The organism is Anabaena sp. PCC 7108 (assembly GCF_000332135.1).
GTDB lineage: Bacteria > Cyanobacteriota > Cyanobacteriia > Cyanobacteriales > Nostocaceae > Anabaena.
In genome coordinates this window covers 2,883,700-2,899,727 of sequence record NZ_KB235896.1, presented here as the reverse complement: position 1 = coordinate 2,899,727, position 16,028 = coordinate 2,883,700, and the positions used below count along the sequence as shown (strand labels likewise).

The 16,028-nt window shown below is 39.8% G+C and carries 17 protein-coding genes; 13 read left to right on the top strand and 4 right to left on the bottom strand.

Annotated features, from left to right (window positions below; genetic code table 11):
- Positions 1-27 precede the first annotated feature (27 nt).
- The gene (locus tag ANA7108_RS0113700) at positions 28-1,719 is read right to left on the bottom strand and encodes an MBL fold metallo-hydrolase (RefSeq protein WP_016951370.1); all 1,692 of its coding nucleotides are present in this window, start codon (positions 1,717-1,719) and stop codon (positions 28-30) included.
- 637 nt (positions 1,720-2,356) lie between these two features.
- Entirely contained in the window at positions 2,357-2,929 is a 573-nt protein-coding gene (locus ANA7108_RS0113695) for a hypothetical protein (RefSeq protein ID WP_016951369.1), read from the bottom strand.
- A 22-nt stretch (positions 2,930-2,951) separates the two neighbouring features.
- On the opposite strand from ANA7108_RS0113695, the gene ANA7108_RS0113690 reads away from it, so the two are divergent.
- From ANA7108_RS0113690 to trpD, 3 genes are all read left to right on the top strand, one after another.
- Positions 2,952-4,094, top strand: a complete 1,143-nt coding sequence (locus tag ANA7108_RS0113690) for a hypothetical protein (protein WP_016951368.1) — start codon at positions 2,952-2,954, stop codon at positions 4,092-4,094.
- A 7-nt stretch (positions 4,095-4,101) separates the two neighbouring features.
- Positions 4,102-4,989, top strand: coding sequence for a DNA adenine methylase (locus ANA7108_RS0113685; RefSeq protein ID WP_016951367.1), 888 nt, complete (start codon positions 4,102-4,104; stop codon positions 4,987-4,989).
- Positions 4,990-5,163: 174 nt separating this feature from the next.
- Entirely contained in the window at positions 5,164-6,222 is a 1,059-nt protein-coding gene (gene trpD / locus ANA7108_RS0113675) for an anthranilate phosphoribosyltransferase (protein ID WP_016951365.1), read from the top strand.
- Here trpD and ANA7108_RS0113670 read toward each other — a convergent pair.
- Positions 6,152-7,213: a TIGR02281 family clan AA aspartic protease gene (locus ANA7108_RS0113670; RefSeq protein WP_026104177.1), complete on the bottom strand. Its 1,062-nt coding sequence runs from the start codon at positions 7,211-7,213 to the stop codon at positions 6,152-6,154. The genes trpD and ANA7108_RS0113670 overlap by 71 nt on opposite strands.
- A 310-nt stretch (positions 7,214-7,523) precedes the next feature.
- Between ANA7108_RS0113670 and ANA7108_RS0113665 the strand changes: the two genes are divergently transcribed.
- From ANA7108_RS0113665 to ANA7108_RS0113630, 7 genes are all read left to right on the top strand, one after another.
- Entirely contained in the window at positions 7,524-8,006 is a 483-nt protein-coding gene (locus ANA7108_RS0113665; protein ID WP_016951363.1) for a hypothetical protein, read from the top strand.
- Entirely contained in the window at positions 7,984-8,388 is a 405-nt protein-coding gene (locus tag ANA7108_RS0113660) for a hypothetical protein (protein WP_016951362.1), read from the top strand. The genes ANA7108_RS0113665 and ANA7108_RS0113660 overlap by 23 nt, the downstream gene beginning before the upstream one ends.
- A 102-nt stretch (positions 8,389-8,490) precedes the next feature.
- Positions 8,491-9,642, top strand: coding sequence for a glutamine-hydrolyzing carbamoyl-phosphate synthase small subunit (gene carA / locus ANA7108_RS0113655; RefSeq protein ID WP_016951361.1), 1,152 nt, complete (start codon positions 8,491-8,493; stop codon positions 9,640-9,642).
- 218 nt (positions 9,643-9,860) lie between these two features.
- The gene (locus ANA7108_RS0113650; protein ID WP_026104176.1) at positions 9,861-10,232 is read left to right on the top strand and encodes an STAS domain-containing protein; all 372 of its coding nucleotides are present in this window, start codon (positions 9,861-9,863) and stop codon (positions 10,230-10,232) included.
- 640 nt (positions 10,233-10,872) lie between these two features.
- Positions 10,873-11,352, top strand: a complete 480-nt coding sequence (locus ANA7108_RS0113640; protein ID WP_026104175.1) for a Mini-ribonuclease 3 — start codon at positions 10,873-10,875, stop codon at positions 11,350-11,352.
- 98 nt (positions 11,353-11,450) lie between these two features.
- Positions 11,451-12,434 carry a 23S rRNA (guanosine(2251)-2'-O)-methyltransferase RlmB gene (gene rlmB / locus ANA7108_RS0113635; protein WP_016951358.1) on the top strand — a complete coding sequence of 328 codons (984 nt, stop codon included), beginning with the start codon at positions 11,451-11,453 and terminating at the stop codon, positions 12,432-12,434.
- An 88-nt stretch (positions 12,435-12,522) separates the two neighbouring features.
- Positions 12,523-12,825: a DUF1816 domain-containing protein gene (locus ANA7108_RS0113630; RefSeq protein ID WP_016951357.1), complete on the top strand. Its 303-nt coding sequence runs from the start codon at positions 12,523-12,525 to the stop codon at positions 12,823-12,825.
- A gap of 184 nt (positions 12,826-13,009) precedes the next feature.
- Here ANA7108_RS0113630 and ANA7108_RS0113625 read toward each other — a convergent pair whose 3' ends face one another.
- Entirely contained in the window at positions 13,010-13,546 is a 537-nt protein-coding gene (locus tag ANA7108_RS0113625; protein WP_016951356.1) for a P-loop NTPase family protein, read from the bottom strand.
- A 196-nt stretch (positions 13,547-13,742) separates the two neighbouring features.
- Here ANA7108_RS0113625 and ANA7108_RS0113620 point away from each other — a divergent pair, with 196 nt between their 5' ends.
- From ANA7108_RS0113620 to ANA7108_RS0113610, 3 genes are all read left to right on the top strand, one after another.
- Complete coding sequence (locus tag ANA7108_RS0113620) at positions 13,743-14,318, top strand: nucleoside monophosphate kinase (protein ID WP_016951355.1); 576 nt, start codon at positions 13,743-13,745, stop codon at positions 14,316-14,318.
- 113 nt (positions 14,319-14,431) lie between these two features.
- The gene (gene rph / locus ANA7108_RS0113615) at positions 14,432-15,175 is read left to right on the top strand and encodes a ribonuclease PH (RefSeq protein WP_016951354.1); all 744 of its coding nucleotides are present in this window, start codon (positions 14,432-14,434) and stop codon (positions 15,173-15,175) included.
- Positions 15,176-15,253: 78 nt separating this feature from the next.
- The gene (locus ANA7108_RS0113610) at positions 15,254-16,027 is read left to right on the top strand and encodes an MlaE family lipid ABC transporter permease subunit (RefSeq protein WP_016951353.1); all 774 of its coding nucleotides are present in this window, start codon (positions 15,254-15,256) and stop codon (positions 16,025-16,027) included.
- Position 16,028: the final 1 nt, after the last annotated feature.

The following is a 16,028-nucleotide window of genomic DNA, read 5'->3' as shown; positions in this document are numbered from 1 at the left end:
TTTGAGTTTTGAATCGCCAATCCTGATTCAAGACTCATGATTAGATAGCCTCTCAAAGGCTGGACAATAACCTTCAAGGGTAACTTTGAAGTTATACAATGGGGCGGCGGCATTCCAACACCGCTGTCCTCTTTGGTATCGGCACGTACCACAGCATTCTAGTTCAGACCATGTACAGCGATCTTTATTTTGGTTGAGCAGTTCTCGTTGAGACAACCCCCGCAAGACTAATTCTTCCCCTTGCCAACGGGCTTCTATTAAACCTGTATCTGCAAATTGTCGCCAACGTTGATCAGCTGTAATCGCATCGGGGAGGGTGATTGTAATTACTGTTCCCAACTCTGTTAACTCGCCTTCATAATTAGTTTCTGGAGCAGCTGGTTGTAAAAATGTCTCACCAATGGGCAGTTCTACTAAAATACCAGCCGCCGGAGAATGCACATGATAACGATTTTGTAGCTCTTCTAAGCTAGTCAAGTCGGCTAAGTAGGCAGGAGAACCGTGAACAAAAACAACGTGCTGGGGACGTAAATTATGAATTAGCTGTGTTGTACCTGGTCCATCACTATGTTGAGCCATCAGATAGCTTTCAACAGTAGTCTTTGCTAAATATTCTTGATTAACTTTTATATCAATTTTTTCTGGCAGCAGAATCAGCCAAGGGCCTGTGTTCGGCTGGCAGTATTTCGCCAAATCCGCTGTAGAGTCAGTGAGGAGAATACAGGGTGAACTGCCCAGAGTCGCTAGATTTTCTGCCTTCAACCGCCGCACACGGGGACGGACTCGTTCATCCCAAAATAAAGGTTGATGACGAGCAAAGTTCTGGACTGATGCCGGTAGATGAGATAAAAGTTCTAAATAGGCATCGCAGCCAGCAGCAACAGCCCCATCCACCCAAATATCTAAGTCTCGTCCGGTAAAATGGTGATGAGAGCGTAACAGCATCAGTAGTTCTTGACCTAACCCTAAAGCAGGTGTAGGGAGAATCACAGAATAATGATCTGCGATCGCCTCTGACGCACTGGCGGTAATGGCGCGATGAATTCTTTCAGCTAGTTGATTTTCTTGATTGCGGCGGTGGGGATGGCGAGATGTGCCATAGCTACCTTCAATTAGCAGCACATCTAAATCTAATCCCCGCAATTCCTCCAACCGTAATCCATCTACTAGCCGGGAATTGGATAAGAAAAAATCCCCTGTGTAAAGTAATTTGTAATCTCGGTGCTGGGTATGATAAGTCAGCAGAATAGCCACCGCCCCTGGCATATGACCAGCAGGGAATAATTCTACCACCAGATTCTCTTGAATTTCTATAGGCGATCGCAACGGCAGCGCCTGACAAAATGCCGGAATTCCTTCAGGCTCTTGTTCTGGCCAATTTAGCGGCAATAACTTACTAGTTACTTCACTGGCATAAATTGGTAAATGCGGAAAAGCTTGATTTAGCCCCAGCAAACCTCTAGCATGATCTGGGTGAGCATGACTAACTAATACTACATCTGCTGGTAGCTCGGAACCCCGCGCTGTCGATTTAGTCAATTCTCCCGTCAGCAATGAAATATCCGCCAAACCACAATCTAACAAAATGCGGTGTGGTCCCATCCGCACTAATAAACATAAGCCTTCATCCTGATGTTGGACACTGTAGGGAAAACACTCTAATTCACTAGGCGCTTCCCCAGTATCAGGGTGAGAGGATAACGACAGATCATCCCTCATGCTCTCCTGCTCCATAAAAATAATACAACGCTAGAAATTATCCAGACATTGAGATTTACTTCCTGCTTCTTCCGGGACTGTCGGTTTTTCTCCCCGTCCACAGGCAGACACGACTAAGCCAGCCGCCTTTGATAGATTAATCACAGTATTCAAGTCTTGATTTAGACTAATACTGTTTCACTTAAAAATTGATACAAATGGATAGACGCGGTGATCCGGAGATTCATTTGTAGCTTTAATTAAGTGAATTGATATAACACCCACAGGAAGAGCCTTAACCCCACAAAAGATCAATGAATTCTATCAATGTGCAGAACCGTTGCCATGATAGTTATCTGAATCATAAAATCCGTTCTTCGTGCCGAAAAATAAGCATGAAATAGTAAATATAACGGTTAATCCTACTAAAATCAGCTTAACATCCATGTGTTTGCCCTCCTTGACTAAAGACTTTTTTATCTTAATAGTGTAATTCTGTATCTGGGCATAATCACTAGAAAATCTTTACTATGCTTGGGTACATTGAGCAATAGGTAAAATTACTCTAATTATTTAGATTTTAAACCTTTTTAGCTAATCTGTCCAACTTGAATCAGTTAAGTAATATGATTTTCGTCCTAGATACTCTGCACCTTCATTAGAGAGCAATTTCTTTATCTCGCTCTGTGAAACGGACATCTTTAATTTTCCATTGGGCGTTACTAGTTAAGGTTTTGCGGAGACTACCAAACAGCGCAAACTGTTCACAACTAGAAAGAGAAGTTATTTGCCGCTTTGAATCAGGAGCAATTCGTAAATCAACGGTAGCAACACCATTGTTAACATTAACTCGATACCCAGACAAGCTAAAGTCCGCTGTATCTCTTTGCTCTATGATTTTCCCAATGGCTTCCGTCATGGGTTCATCTGCTGATACTGAAGCTGGTTTAGGAATTAAGACTTGACATTGTTCATCACTTGTGTATAGGGTAACATTGGTAGTTTTACCAGAGACAGCTTTAGAATTTGAAGTAGGTGTCTCTTGACTAGGAGATTTTGTAGTGGAATATGGCTCAACTTTGCTAGGTGGAGATTCGCCGTTTGTTATGGTTGTTGGTGTTGAAATTTGACTTTGACCATTATCAGCCGTATTGTTAGTAGCACAACTACTAATGCTGGTGCAAAGAGCGAATAAAATCAGAGCCGAAAGATATCTTTTTTTGCTGTTCATAATTTGAGAAAATGGTGCATTAATGGCTGAGATTATACATTTTACAGGATTTATCAAAGGAGTAACTTATAAAACTTACTTAGGTGAAAAGTTAAATAAAATTAATATAGATAGTTTTGATATTAATGAAGCAAGTGGTTCTGGATTAATAAAGTCACCTATAACCGAAGTTGCGTATTCTAAGTGGGTTTCACCAAAAAGAACCAGAAGTTATCCATTTGCAAGGATTTATGCTACATATAATTCATCTAAAATTATAACTATCATTCCAGTAATTAAAGATGAGGGTAAAGATGGAGATAGAGATATCATTCAATACTCTACAATTTCTTGGATGAATCTACTGAATATTTATATTGTACTTGCCTATTATGAAACAGCACAAAAAAGTAATAAAAAAGGACAAGCAACCAGGGATAAACTTACTAATCAAAAGTTTAACCATGAATTCGTAAACAATCAAATTCATGAAATATTAGCCTATCGTCAAAGTGCTTTGCACTGGAATAAAAATTTATTTGAAAAAAAGTTTTTGCAAATCTTTGAAAAAGCCCTGAATTCTTATGATGATATTTCTCATCGAACTGGAGTCATAATTCATGCGCGAGTAGGGATGGACAATTATTTACAGAAAATTACAGAAGAATTTGAACACTTTAAAAATATTTCTCTTAAAGGTTCCCAGAACGCTAGTAAGCGTGAAGCTATGACTTCTCACAAACTGGAATATTTAGCAGATGGATTAAAAGCAACTTTTAGTATTGAGAATTATTTAGGGGGAATTTACTATTTAACTCCTGATGAAATAGTTTTTGATAATGATATGTATATAATTCAAGAATCCAAAAACTCTTCAAAAGAATCTTTACCTAAACTTTCTGATATTCAAGATGGTTTATTCAAGCTGATTTTATTTTCCAACTTAGATTCTTTAAAACTGGATGGGAAACCTGTTGATTTTGTTACTAAATTAAAGCTTACTGGAAAAAATGTAGTTGGTCACATCATTTTCCCAGATGCGACAGTGCAATATCTAGATTATTTTTTACAAGCCAATATGACAGTTTTCACTAAAAAGCAAAAAGAAATCATCAGAAGATTGGCTTTAGAAGCAGAAAATAATCAAAAATTAAAAATACAAGTGTCTGGAAATTATACAGTATAATTTTGTTATGATTAAAAGTCCTCTCCGTTATCCCGGTGGTAAATCAAGAGCAATCAAGCAAATATCTGAATACTTACCAGAAAGCTTTTCAGAATTCAGAGAACCTTTTGTGGGTGGTGGTTCCGTATTTATTTATTTAAAACAACAAGTCCCTGATTTAAAGATTTGGATTAACGATTTAAATCGTGAGTTATTTTTATTTTGGCATTTTGCTCAATCTGATTTACCTAAATTAGTTTCTAAAATTCGCTATGTTAAAAAAACTTATCAAGATGGTAGATTGCTATTCTCAGAATTAACAAGTGTTAATGTCAGCAGTTTATCAGATTTAGAAAGAGCCGTGCGTTTTTTTGTTCTTAACAGAATTACCTTTTCGGGAACTATAGAATCTGGTGGTTTTTCTTGGGAATCTTTTCATAAAAGATTTACTGATTCATCTATAGATCGGTTGGAAAAATTAGAAACCATATTAACAGAAGATGTCAAAATTACTAATTTAGATTACAGTCAAGTGATCAATGCCGAAGGAGAAAATGTATTTATATTTTTAGATCCACCCTATTTAATTGCCAAAAAATCAAGATTATATGGTAAAGATGGTGATTTACATACGGGATTTGATGATCAAAAATTTGCTGAAGATTTAAAACTATGTGATCATCGATATTTAATTACCTATGACGACTCACCGCAAATCCGCGAAAATTTTCAAGGGGCAAATATAAATATTTTTGAGTGGCAATTGCAGTATGGAATGAATAACTATAAGCAAAAAAAAGCTGAAAAAGGTCAAGAGTTATTCATTAGCAACTATCAAGTGAAACAAACTGTCAAGAAAATAGTAAAAAATAACAATCTGCCTAATTTAGCTTTGCAATTAAGTCTGGATGTCTAACGCTATAAGTAATGAGACAGAATTAATTACACAACTGGTTTTTCTGTTCCCTGTTAAGAGTTCCCTGTTCCCTCTCTCAATGAATGAATTTAATTTTGTCCGACTACTTATTTTGATACTTTGCCATTTTTTCGGTAGGATAAATCCCAGTCCGATCAAGTGGAACCAGAAGCTATGACTACTCCTCCAATTCCTATTAATTGGCCGATTGTGCTGCAACAATTATTAGATCGCCAATCATTATCCCGTACTCAAGCCGCAGTATTGATGCAAGGATGGATAAATGAAGCGATTCCCCCAGAGTTATCAGGAGCAATTTTAACAGCGCTGCACTTTAAAGGTGTAACTGTGGAAGAGTTGACAGGAATGGCTGAAGTATTGAAATCCCTCTCTTCTGTACCTATCAAGAAGGATGGGTATACCCAGCCCCTACCTCTTATTGATACTTGTGGGACAGGTGGGGATGGGGCATCAACGTTTAATATTTCCACAGCAGTTGCTTTCGTTGCGGCTGCGGCTGGTGTGCCTGTTGCTAAACATGGTAGTCGTTCCGCCTCTAGTTTAACTGGAAGTGCTGATGTTTTAGAAGCTTTGGGAGTAAACTTAGGTGCTTCTAGTGAGAAAGTGCAAGCAGCAGTCCAAGAAATAGGAATTACCTTTTTGTTTGCCCCTGGTTGGCATCCAGCACTAAAAGCAGTTACACCATTACGGAGAAATCTAAAAGTACGAACAGTGTTTAATTTACTTGGACCATTAGTAAATCCCTTGCGTCCGACGGGGCAAGTCATTGGAGTATTTGATCCCAAATTAATAGAAACGATCGCACAAACCTTAAACCAGTTGGGAACGCAAAAGGCGATTGTACTGCATGGGCGAGAAAAATTAGACGAAGCGGGGTTAGGTGATATCACAGACTTAGCAGTATTAGCTAATGGTGAAGTGCAGCTAACAACTGTAAATCCCCAAGAAATAGGAATCACACCTGCGCCCATTACAGCCTTAAAAGGTGGAGATGTCCCAGAAAATGCCCAAATTCTCAAGGAAGTGCTGCAAGGAAAAGGGACTCAGGCGCAACAGGATGCGGTAGCGCTGAATGCGTCATTAGCATTACAAGTGGCGGGTGTAGTTCCCCTGCTGAACCATACTCAAGGTGTAACATTGGCTAGGGAAATTTTACAAAGCGGTAGCCCCTGGACAAAGTTGGAACAGTTAGTTGAATTCCTGGGGAATTAATTTCTGAGTGGGTTTGGGGTCGAAATTCGACAACATTGCGTTTGATAGTAACGTCGTAGTTGCCAAAAAAATCATGTCCTAACAATCCAGTTTCTAATTCTGCACCAGCGATCGCAACTGGGACTTTATTTACCATCACTCCGCCAACTTCCATCGAATCCAGATAGCCAATAGAGAATTCCACAGCTTTGGAACTAACAGTATTGGCTTTAGCTTTCCCCACTGGAACTACACCTAAAGCATTTGCAATCTCTTGAGTGATCACAGTACCACTAGCCCCCGTATCCACAATCATCTCAAATCGCTGTCTACCATTGAAAGTCACTTCTACAATAGGCGTGCCACCAATTCTCCGCTTAATTGGTGCTGTGAATACCTCATGATTTTGGCTGGAGATTTCTGATGAGGGGAAAACAGGCTGTGGTGGTGGTAATTGTGGTTTTTGTTTAGGAGAAGAAATACTTGAGTAACTTGGTATTTTTGGTTTTGCCTGGGGAACAAAAACAACAACTCTTTGGGGTTGAGGACTTGGAGATGGGAAACTGCTGGGGCGAGCTTTCTGCTGTGCTAACTTAATTTGACGCTTATATTCGACGATTTTTCTTTGAGCAAAAGGAAAATTAGGGCTGTCTCGGCGGACCTGTCCCATGAGAGCGATCGCATCCTCAAACTGACTCGCTACCAAATTCCAATCATCCGTTGATTGAGCCGATTGACTGATAGTCAAACCACTGGTAGCTTTGTCCAGCGCCGACTCTAAAGTATTGGGATTAATTTCCGACGGTGCTAATGGCTGTGATTTTAGGTTGGCTGGTAGTGAGTCTGGCTTCTTCGCCGGCGGCTGTATTGCTGCCAGATTACCATTAGGCACAGATTGTTGTTGACTACCAGTCGTCGTTGTCTGTTGATCTTCACTACAGGCAACAGTCAAAACCGCTAGACTACTGAAGAGAATCATTAGGGCTGTGCAGGATAAAAAAGGCTTAAGCATAATCACTTTTGGGTTTAACCGCCCTGGCTCTATCCAAGTGTAGCGCCCCCACCGAATTAAAGATGGTTTAGGTTTAATCATTTTCAAACCAAGATTTTCAATAAGAATTTTTTGTATTTTTGTATACACATATATTGTTGTTTTTTGTAAAGAATTGTATACTAATTACAGGAAGTTTATTACTTTCTGATGAATATATAAATATTTATGTCTAGTTATGTCTAGCATTACCAGATATTACCCGTGGAGAGTCATATTCTCTAGAAAGGTATTTAAGGTTGTCATTTATATATAAGTAGAGGTATTACCTGTGTCTAGTGCAGTTTTAATTGATTTCGATCAAATTTATCAAGTTCGGGGCAATAAAGTGAGTTCTGCTGCCAAATTTGATGAGCTTGCTTCACGTTTAAAAAAAGCATCTAGAGAGATCAAGACTGAGTGGAGCAATTTTTCTTTTGAACAACGTGATTACTTAAGAGATTTTGCCTACTCTTTCATTGAACCAACGCAGGGATCTACAGGGTTTTTGGAAATCCTCAAATCAAAAATTTATTTGCTTTTTTTGAATCTTAGCTCCCAAAGAGAATCTTTTGATGCTTGTGTTGATGCTATTGATTTCTTAGTTGATACAATTCTTGATTGTATTGAGCAAGATGATCCCGAATATCAGGCAGTTTTATCTGATACTTTAGAGGAATTGCGTTTAAATTACGAACGTATTCCAGAAGTAAAGCCGGAGGATAGTAGTGCCTGGTTGCGAAATATATTCGATGAGGCCATTGCCGAAGTTTAAGCTTAGTCTTGTTAGGCTTGTTAAAAGTCACTACAAAAAAAACAAAAGAGCTAGAGATTCATTTGAGGTTTTGATAAAGACCTATATAGATACCCTTGCCCAAGATCCCTTTTTTGATGATTCAGATAGCGAGAATTTTCCTAAAGGTGCTTACAAACCAGATTTTGAATTTAGAAAAATTCGGTTTTCTATGCCGGAACTTCAAGGTGCTTCTCGTAGAGGCCGATTTATGTATGTTGTTCATCAAGCTTCTTGCTCTGTTTATCCTGTATGGGTTTATACGCACGAAGAATACCCTAAAAGACCTAGTGATCAGGAGTTGAAAGAGCAACTTGCAATTATAGAAATGAATATTGTAGATGTAGAGTATCCACCAGAATAAACCATGAGAAAATATACTTTTGTAGTCTTATAAAGAACTAAATTTAAATTATGGAAGAGAGAAAACCCTCTTCTAGCTCCAATTACTAATCACCTATTACCTATGTCTGATGCAATACCCGCTCTACTTGTCTTAGCAGATGGCACTGCTTATCACGGTTGGTCTTTCGGTGCTACGGGAACCGCTATCGGTGAAGTGGTCTTTAACACTGGCATGACCGGATATCAAGAAGTGTTAACCGATCCGAGTTACACTGGTCAAATTGTTATTTTTACTTATCCTGAATTAGGCAACACTGGGGTCAATCCTGAAGATGAGGAATCAGCTAGACCTCAAGTGCAAGGTGCGATCGCTCGCAATATCTGTCATAAACCGAGTAATTGGCGCTTCACACAATCCCTACCTGACTACCTGAAAAAACATCAAGTCCCCGCTATCTACGGCATTGATACCCGCGCCCTGACTCGCAAAATTCGGATGTTTGGCGCTATGAATGGTGGCATTTCTACATCCATTTTAGATGAATCAGAATTGTTGGAACTGGTGCAAGCTGCTCCCAATATGACAGGACTTAATTTGGTACAGCAAGTCACCACACAAAATGTTTATGAATGGTCAGAGTCAACAACTGCTGCATGGGAATTCAACTCAGAGGCTGTGGCTAAAATTGGGGAAACCTTCACCGTTGTCGCCTTAGATTTTGGTGTTAAACGTAATATCTTGCGCCGTTTAGCCAGTTATGGTTGTCGGGTGATAGTTGTTCCTGCCGATACATCTTGTGAAGAAATCCTCAACTACAATCCAGATGGTATTTTTCTCTCCAACGGTCCTGGCGATCCTGCCGCAGTCACAGCAGGTATTAGCACGGCTAAAGCGCTACTAGCAAGTGAAAAACCCATGTTTGGTATTTGTATGGGACACCAAATTTTGGGTCATGCTTTAGGAGCAGAAACCTTTAAACTAAAATTTGGGCATCGTGGTTTAAATCAGCCGGCTGGTTTACAGCAACGAGTCGAAATTACTAGCCAAAACCACAGTTTTGCTATTGATCCGGATTCGTTACCATCAGCAGTTGTAGAGGTTAGTCACCTGAACTTAAACGATCGCACAGTAGCTGGGGTACGTCACAAGTCTCTACCTGTATTTTCCGTACAATATCACCCAGAGGCTAGTCCGGGTCCTCACGATGCTGATTACTTATTTGCACAATTTGTGCTAGAAATGCAAACAGCACGCCAAGCAGCGATCGCTTAGGTGAAGTAAAAATAAAAAAATGTCTGAATGGGTCACTAGAGGAAGAGATAAATTTTAGAGTTTAGAGTTTAGATTTGAGATGGGAGTTAATTAACATCCCAAATCCGAAATCTAAAATCCAAAATCCAAAATCCAAAATCGAATCCCCAAACTAGACAATTTACGCCAAAACCATCTATACTTGAGCGTTTACTTTCAGTCAAAAGGACGAGGAGGGAATTATTGCTGAACCACTAAATCTAACCGTGAGCCTGAGAGGCACTCGCGAAGCCCGGGATAACTGTCAGCTATTCCGCCTCACAGGTTTGTTAGACGCTTTTTCTGAGCCGACATTTCGCAAGGTATTGGGTGGTAAGATTGACGAAGGTCCAAAGCACATCATTCTGGATCTCTCACAAATTGACTTTGTTGATAGCTCTGGTTTAGGTGCGCTGGTACAGTTGGCCAAGCAAGCTCAAACCGCCACAGGCACTTTGCAAATTGTCACCAATGCGCGTGTAACTCAAACAGTCAAGCTTGTTCGCTTAGAGAAATTTCTCTCCCTTCAACCTACGGTTGATGCGGCTTTAGAAAATATCAAGTCATCTTGATTGCTTGACTTGGGCTATCCAGATACAAAATCGGATAGCTTAATTTTTAACAGTTGGGCAAAAAACCTCTCTCCTTGTGAGAGAGGTACAAAAATTGGTGTTGCTGAATAAGGGGATGATTGAGGCTGACGCGGGGACGCGGAGACACTCCAGACGCGGTGATTATATATTGATGCAGATTCTCAAATCATCCCGCAATTATGCAAAGCCCAAAAATTATATGAGCTGCTATAAAGGATTAGGTTTGATTACTGATAGCTTGAGTAGTGTAGCCCTTGTTTAGATAAAGTAAAGCTCTACGCCAACAAAAATCAAATAAGAATTCCATATCTTGCCAACTTATGTGTTTGAAAGTGCAATCTAAGATTTATACTAGTTATCCCAGTAGAATTATAGCATTGGCATACTAGGTTTGAATAATGACGGGTAATTCGTAAACTACGCTAAGTACTTTGAAAAGTTTTTGTGTCCAAATACCTCTAAATATCACCTGCCAATCGCTAACAATAAACAAAGATTTAGTAATTAATTGTTACTAGTGTTAAATATCCCAAGTCAGTCAATAACTGATAATTGCCGCAGTAAAAATGTGGGCGAAAATAATCCAGCTAATATATTTGAGTCAAGGAATGATGAACTTGTGAACTCACAGGAGGAACAGCCATTAGATCAAGAAGATGAATCTACCATACAAGATTCCTCAGATAAAACTACATTGTTGGTAAACCCAGCAGAATTACCCCAGCAAATATCCCCAGCACAAATTAAACAGGTTTCTCCTTCGGCTTTGGCTTACTTGGGGGATGCAATTTACGAACTTTATGTTAGGATGTATTACCTATGGCCACAGCAGCGGTCAGAAATTTACCATCGCTCAGTAGTGGCGCAGGTCAGAGCAGAAACACAAGCGCTACATTTGCGATCGCTGACTCCTTATTTGAGGAGCAACGAGTTAGAAATTGTCCGAAGAGGTCGCAACGCTGTTACAAGCCGTCCCAAGCGACTTAATCCCGAAATTTATCAACAAGCAACTAGTCTAGAAACTTTAGTTGGCTATTTATATCTCACAGATTATCCCCGTTTAACGGAACTATTACAAAAACTCCATCTAGAGAGATAGTCAGTAGCTACACCTGGTGGTAGGAAAATCTGTCGTAATGTTTCATTAAATTGAGATCATCGTGATGCTCACCAATTTATTCACACCCAAATACTTCCATGACAAATCAACCAAGAAAAATTAATACTGCTAGTGAACCCAAACGTGGACAACCCATCAAGATTAAGGGTAAACGCGTCATTGCTAATCCTACTCGTCATCAAGCCAAGGGAGAAAGCAAACCCATCTCTGGTAAACCCCGCATATCTCATCACATCTCCCAACCCTCTCCAGTCATTAAACCCGCAGAAGATCAAGATAAGGATAATGATCTCATCTACGGTCGTCATCCAGTATTGAGTGCATTGGAAAGTCAGCGTAATCTCAATCGCATCTGGATTACTACTCGCCTTCGCTACGACCATCGTTTCCATCATTTGATCCTGCAAGCTAAAGAAAATGGCTCAGTTATTGATGAAGTTGAGCCTAAGCGGTTAGACCAAATCACTGACGGAGCTAATCACCAAGGTATAGCAGCCCAAATAGCTCCTTACGCCTACATAGAAATAGAAGATCTAATTGAACAAACAAAATCTGTCTCTGACCCTGTAATTGTTGTGGCAGATGGTATCACTGATCCACACAACTTGGGTGCAATTATTCGTACAGCCGAAGCCATAGGCGCTCAAGGATTAGTGATTCCCCAAAGAAGGGCTTCCGGGATCACTTCCACTGTGGTGAAAGTGGCAGCAGGTGCTTTAGAAAACTTTTCCGTGTCCAGAGTTGTTAACCTCAGCCGTGCGTTAGAACAACTTAAAGAAGCTGGGTTTTGGATTTATGGAACTGCTGCGGCCGGTAGCGAACCTTTACATACAGTAACATTCAGTGGACCTAGTGTTTTGGTAATTGGTGCTGAGGGCGAAGGTCTGAGTATGTTGACACAACGTGGTTGTGATGTTTTAGTATCAATACCCTTACAGGGTAAGACTCCTAGCCTAAATGCATCGGTCGCAGCAGGTATGGCGCTTTATGAAATTTATCGCCAACGTTCGTTAAATACTCACTATCTTGATAAACTACGGTCAGTTTCTTTGAAAAAATAAGCCAAAAAGAGTATAAAGAAATGTAACAGAGCATAAATCCAACATATTGTTGAACACCCTGTAATACCTTTATAAACTGGTGAAAACCATGAAAAAAATTTGGCATAACCTTAAAGAAGGACTGGTTAGTTTATCCAACGGCTTAGGATTAGCTTGGTGGGTAGAAATTGCTACCCAAAATCCCCGTTGTACTTACTATTTTGGTCCATTTCTAAGTTCAGTAGAAGCAATATCCGCCAGCAAAGGCTATGTAGAAGATTTGGAAATTGAAGAAGCTCAAGGCATCATAGTCAATGTCAAGCAGTGCAAACCTTATGTTCTAACTATTGCTGAAGACTTGGGGGAAAGGATTGACCGTAAAGTAAAGCCTGCCTTTAGCGGTCAAATTTAAAAGTAATAAGCAGGCGGTCATCGTTTTTAGACTGGTTCTGAGAACGATGACAATAACCTAAACAAGTAGGTGTAAATCTTGATTATTAGGATCATCAGGGAGGAAGAAGAAGAGAAGAGGGTTTGAATATCGTTAATTTTTATTCACATAGTTATGTTTAATTATACCTATCTACTTAAAATATTTAAGGTTGATGACTACGGCGAATCTCTGTAATTTGATCAGCCACATCCAGTATAGACATTGGTATTTCCGTACCAGTAAAAATAATATCAACATGGGGAGGGCGTTTTGTGAGAAATTCTAAAACCTCTGCTTCGGGAATTAAACCAAAGTTGATAGCTAAACTTAATTCATCTAAAACAACCAGAGAATACTTACCTTCAGATACTAACTTTGTTGTATACTGCCACAACTGCTGTAAAGCTTCGTTTTCAGCTTCGTCTAGTTGTGGTGTATCAATGCAGCGTGGCAAATCACAACGGAACCAATCCAAATGTTGACCCATTTGTATGGGTTTATCCTTCCCTTGGCGAATACCGCCTTTCAGAAACTGAACCACTAAAACTGGTGTACCTTGACCAGCAATTCTTAGGGCTTGCGCCATGACAGTCGTAAAAAAATTTCGCTGGGAGGTAGTGAAAACCTGCACTAATCCCTGAACTGAATATGGTAGGCTGAGAGTCAAATTGATACTTGGGGGTTCTAGTTGGGCAACCATAAAAATTAGCTTAAATAGTCACAATACATTAAATAGCTTTTGCTGTGAATAGTAATAGCAAATTGACGCTGTATGATTAGTCTATTTTTGTACAGATTGAGTGTATTTTTCTGATTGACATTCTGAAGTCAATAGCAATTTTAATTGAGAAAAAGTTAAAAAGTCAGAAATCTGACATCAAGAGGAGTAAATAGTTGTGAAATTGGTGATTTTAGGAGGTTCAGGCTCTGGAAAAAGCACTCAAGCAGAAAGACTTTGTAAATACTTTGAGGTTCCTCTAATTTCCACAGGTGAGATTTTACGAGAAGCAATATTTGGAAAAAAATCGGATAATGGCTCTGGTGAATTGAATGAGTTAGGCCGTCTCTCCCAGCCATATGTAGAAAAAGGGGAATTAGTCCCAGACGAAATGATGATTGAATTTATCAAAGTTCGCCTCAACCAGGAGGATGTCAAGTGTGGCTGGATATTAGAAGGTTATCCGAGAACAGCCTTTCAAGCTGAAGAATTAGATTTTTTGTTAGACAGTTTAGAACAGAAGCTAAATTGGGCAATTTATCTGCAAGTAGCAGAGGCCGTAATGGTTAGCCGATCTTTAGGGCGATCGCTCCCAGACGATCAACCGGAGATTGTGCAGCGCCGTGTAGAGTTATTTTATGATCGCACTGTTCCTATTTTAGAATATTATGATCGTCGTCGCCGACTGTTAACTATTAATGGTGACTATTCCCCAGAACAGGTACAGCACAATATTCTGACTTTACTTGGGTGATAGGATTTTGGATTTTGGATTGTATTTAATTGACTCCCATTTCAAATTTAGCTACCCATATCCCCATTCTCCTGCGGTAATCTAAAAGCATTCCACATTTTGAGGTAACTCCAATGACTTGGCAGCGTCCAGACGGTCGAAAACCTTACGAACTTCGTCCCCATAGTTTTCTACCCGGTTTCACTCGCTTTACTCCGGGTTCTGTTCTGGCTCAATGCGGAGATACTCAAGTACTCTGTACAGTCAGCCTTACTGAGGGAGTGCCTAAGTTTTTAAAAGGAACAGGCAAAGGTTGGCTAACCGCCGAGTACCGAATGTTACCATCTGCCACCCAACAAAGGCACGAAAGGGAATTTATGAAATTATCGGGAAGGACGCAAGAAATTCAACGTTTAATTGGACGCAGTTTAAGAGCAGCTTTGGATTTTGATATTTTGGGAGAACGGACACTAACTGTAGATGCTGATGTGTTGCAAGCAGATGCTGGAACAAGAACAACAGCAATTACAGGCAGTTTTGTAGCTTTAGCTCAAGCAATTTCTAAATTATTGCAACAGGGAGTATTAGAGCGATCGCCCTTGCGTGGACAAGTGGCAGCAGTTTCTGTAGGTTTATTGGAAGAAGAGCCATTTTTGGATCTTAACTACATTGAAGATGTAGCCGCAACTGTAGATTTTAATGTTGTCATGAACCACAAACTTGGCATCATTGAAGTTCAGGGAACAGCAGAAGAAGGTAGCTTTAGCCGTACTCAGTTAAATCAATTACTAGATTTTTCTGAAAAAGGCATTCAGGAATTATTAATTGCTCAACGGGATGCAATTGCTGATTGGGATATCTTATTTGTCATAAATTAGGGGTAATGTTTCCAGTCAATGTTTAATTGTGATGAATATTAACTAAATAATAAAATTCAATATTAATTGGCGGTAACGTTGCAACCAAAAAGAAATTTAGAGCAATTATGGATTGTTCGCTGTCTGGCCGCAGTCCTCCTATTTGGTCAAATCTGCCTGCATTTACTTCAAGGAAAAACTTACTACCGGAAGATTTTAGAGCATATGGTAACGGCAGGACCTGCTTCGCTCTTACCAGTTCTGCTAGTCAGTGGTTTTGCTGGGATGATTTTCACCATTCAAACGGCAAGAGAATTAGTCAGATTTGGTGCAGTAGAGAGTGTCGGCGGTGCTTTTGCTTTAGCCTTTTGTAGAGAATTAGCACCAATTTTGACTGCTAGTATCATTGCCGGACAAGTTGGTTCAGCTTTTGCAGCAGAAATAGGCGCAATGCGAGTCACAGAACAGATTGACGCACTATATATGCTCAAAACTGATCCCATTGATTATCTTGTACTACCAAGAGTTATTGCTTGCTGTTTGATGATGCCCTTAATGATGATATTCGCTTTATTAATGGGTATCACTGGTGGAGCTTTTGCCGCTTCACAATTTTATCAGGTGGTTCCAGAGACGTTTTTAGAGTCAGTCAGAGATTTTTTATTGCCTTCAGATGTATTAATTGTTTTGCTCAAAGGGTTAATTTTTGGGGCTATAGTTGCTGTTAATGGCTGTAGTTGGGGATTAACTACTAAAGGTGGCGCTAAAGAAGTAGGAGAATCGGCGACAACAGCGGTTGTGACTACTTGGGTAGCAATTTTTATGATGGATTTTGTACTGGCGTTGCTACTGTTTGAGCAGCCTATACTTTGAA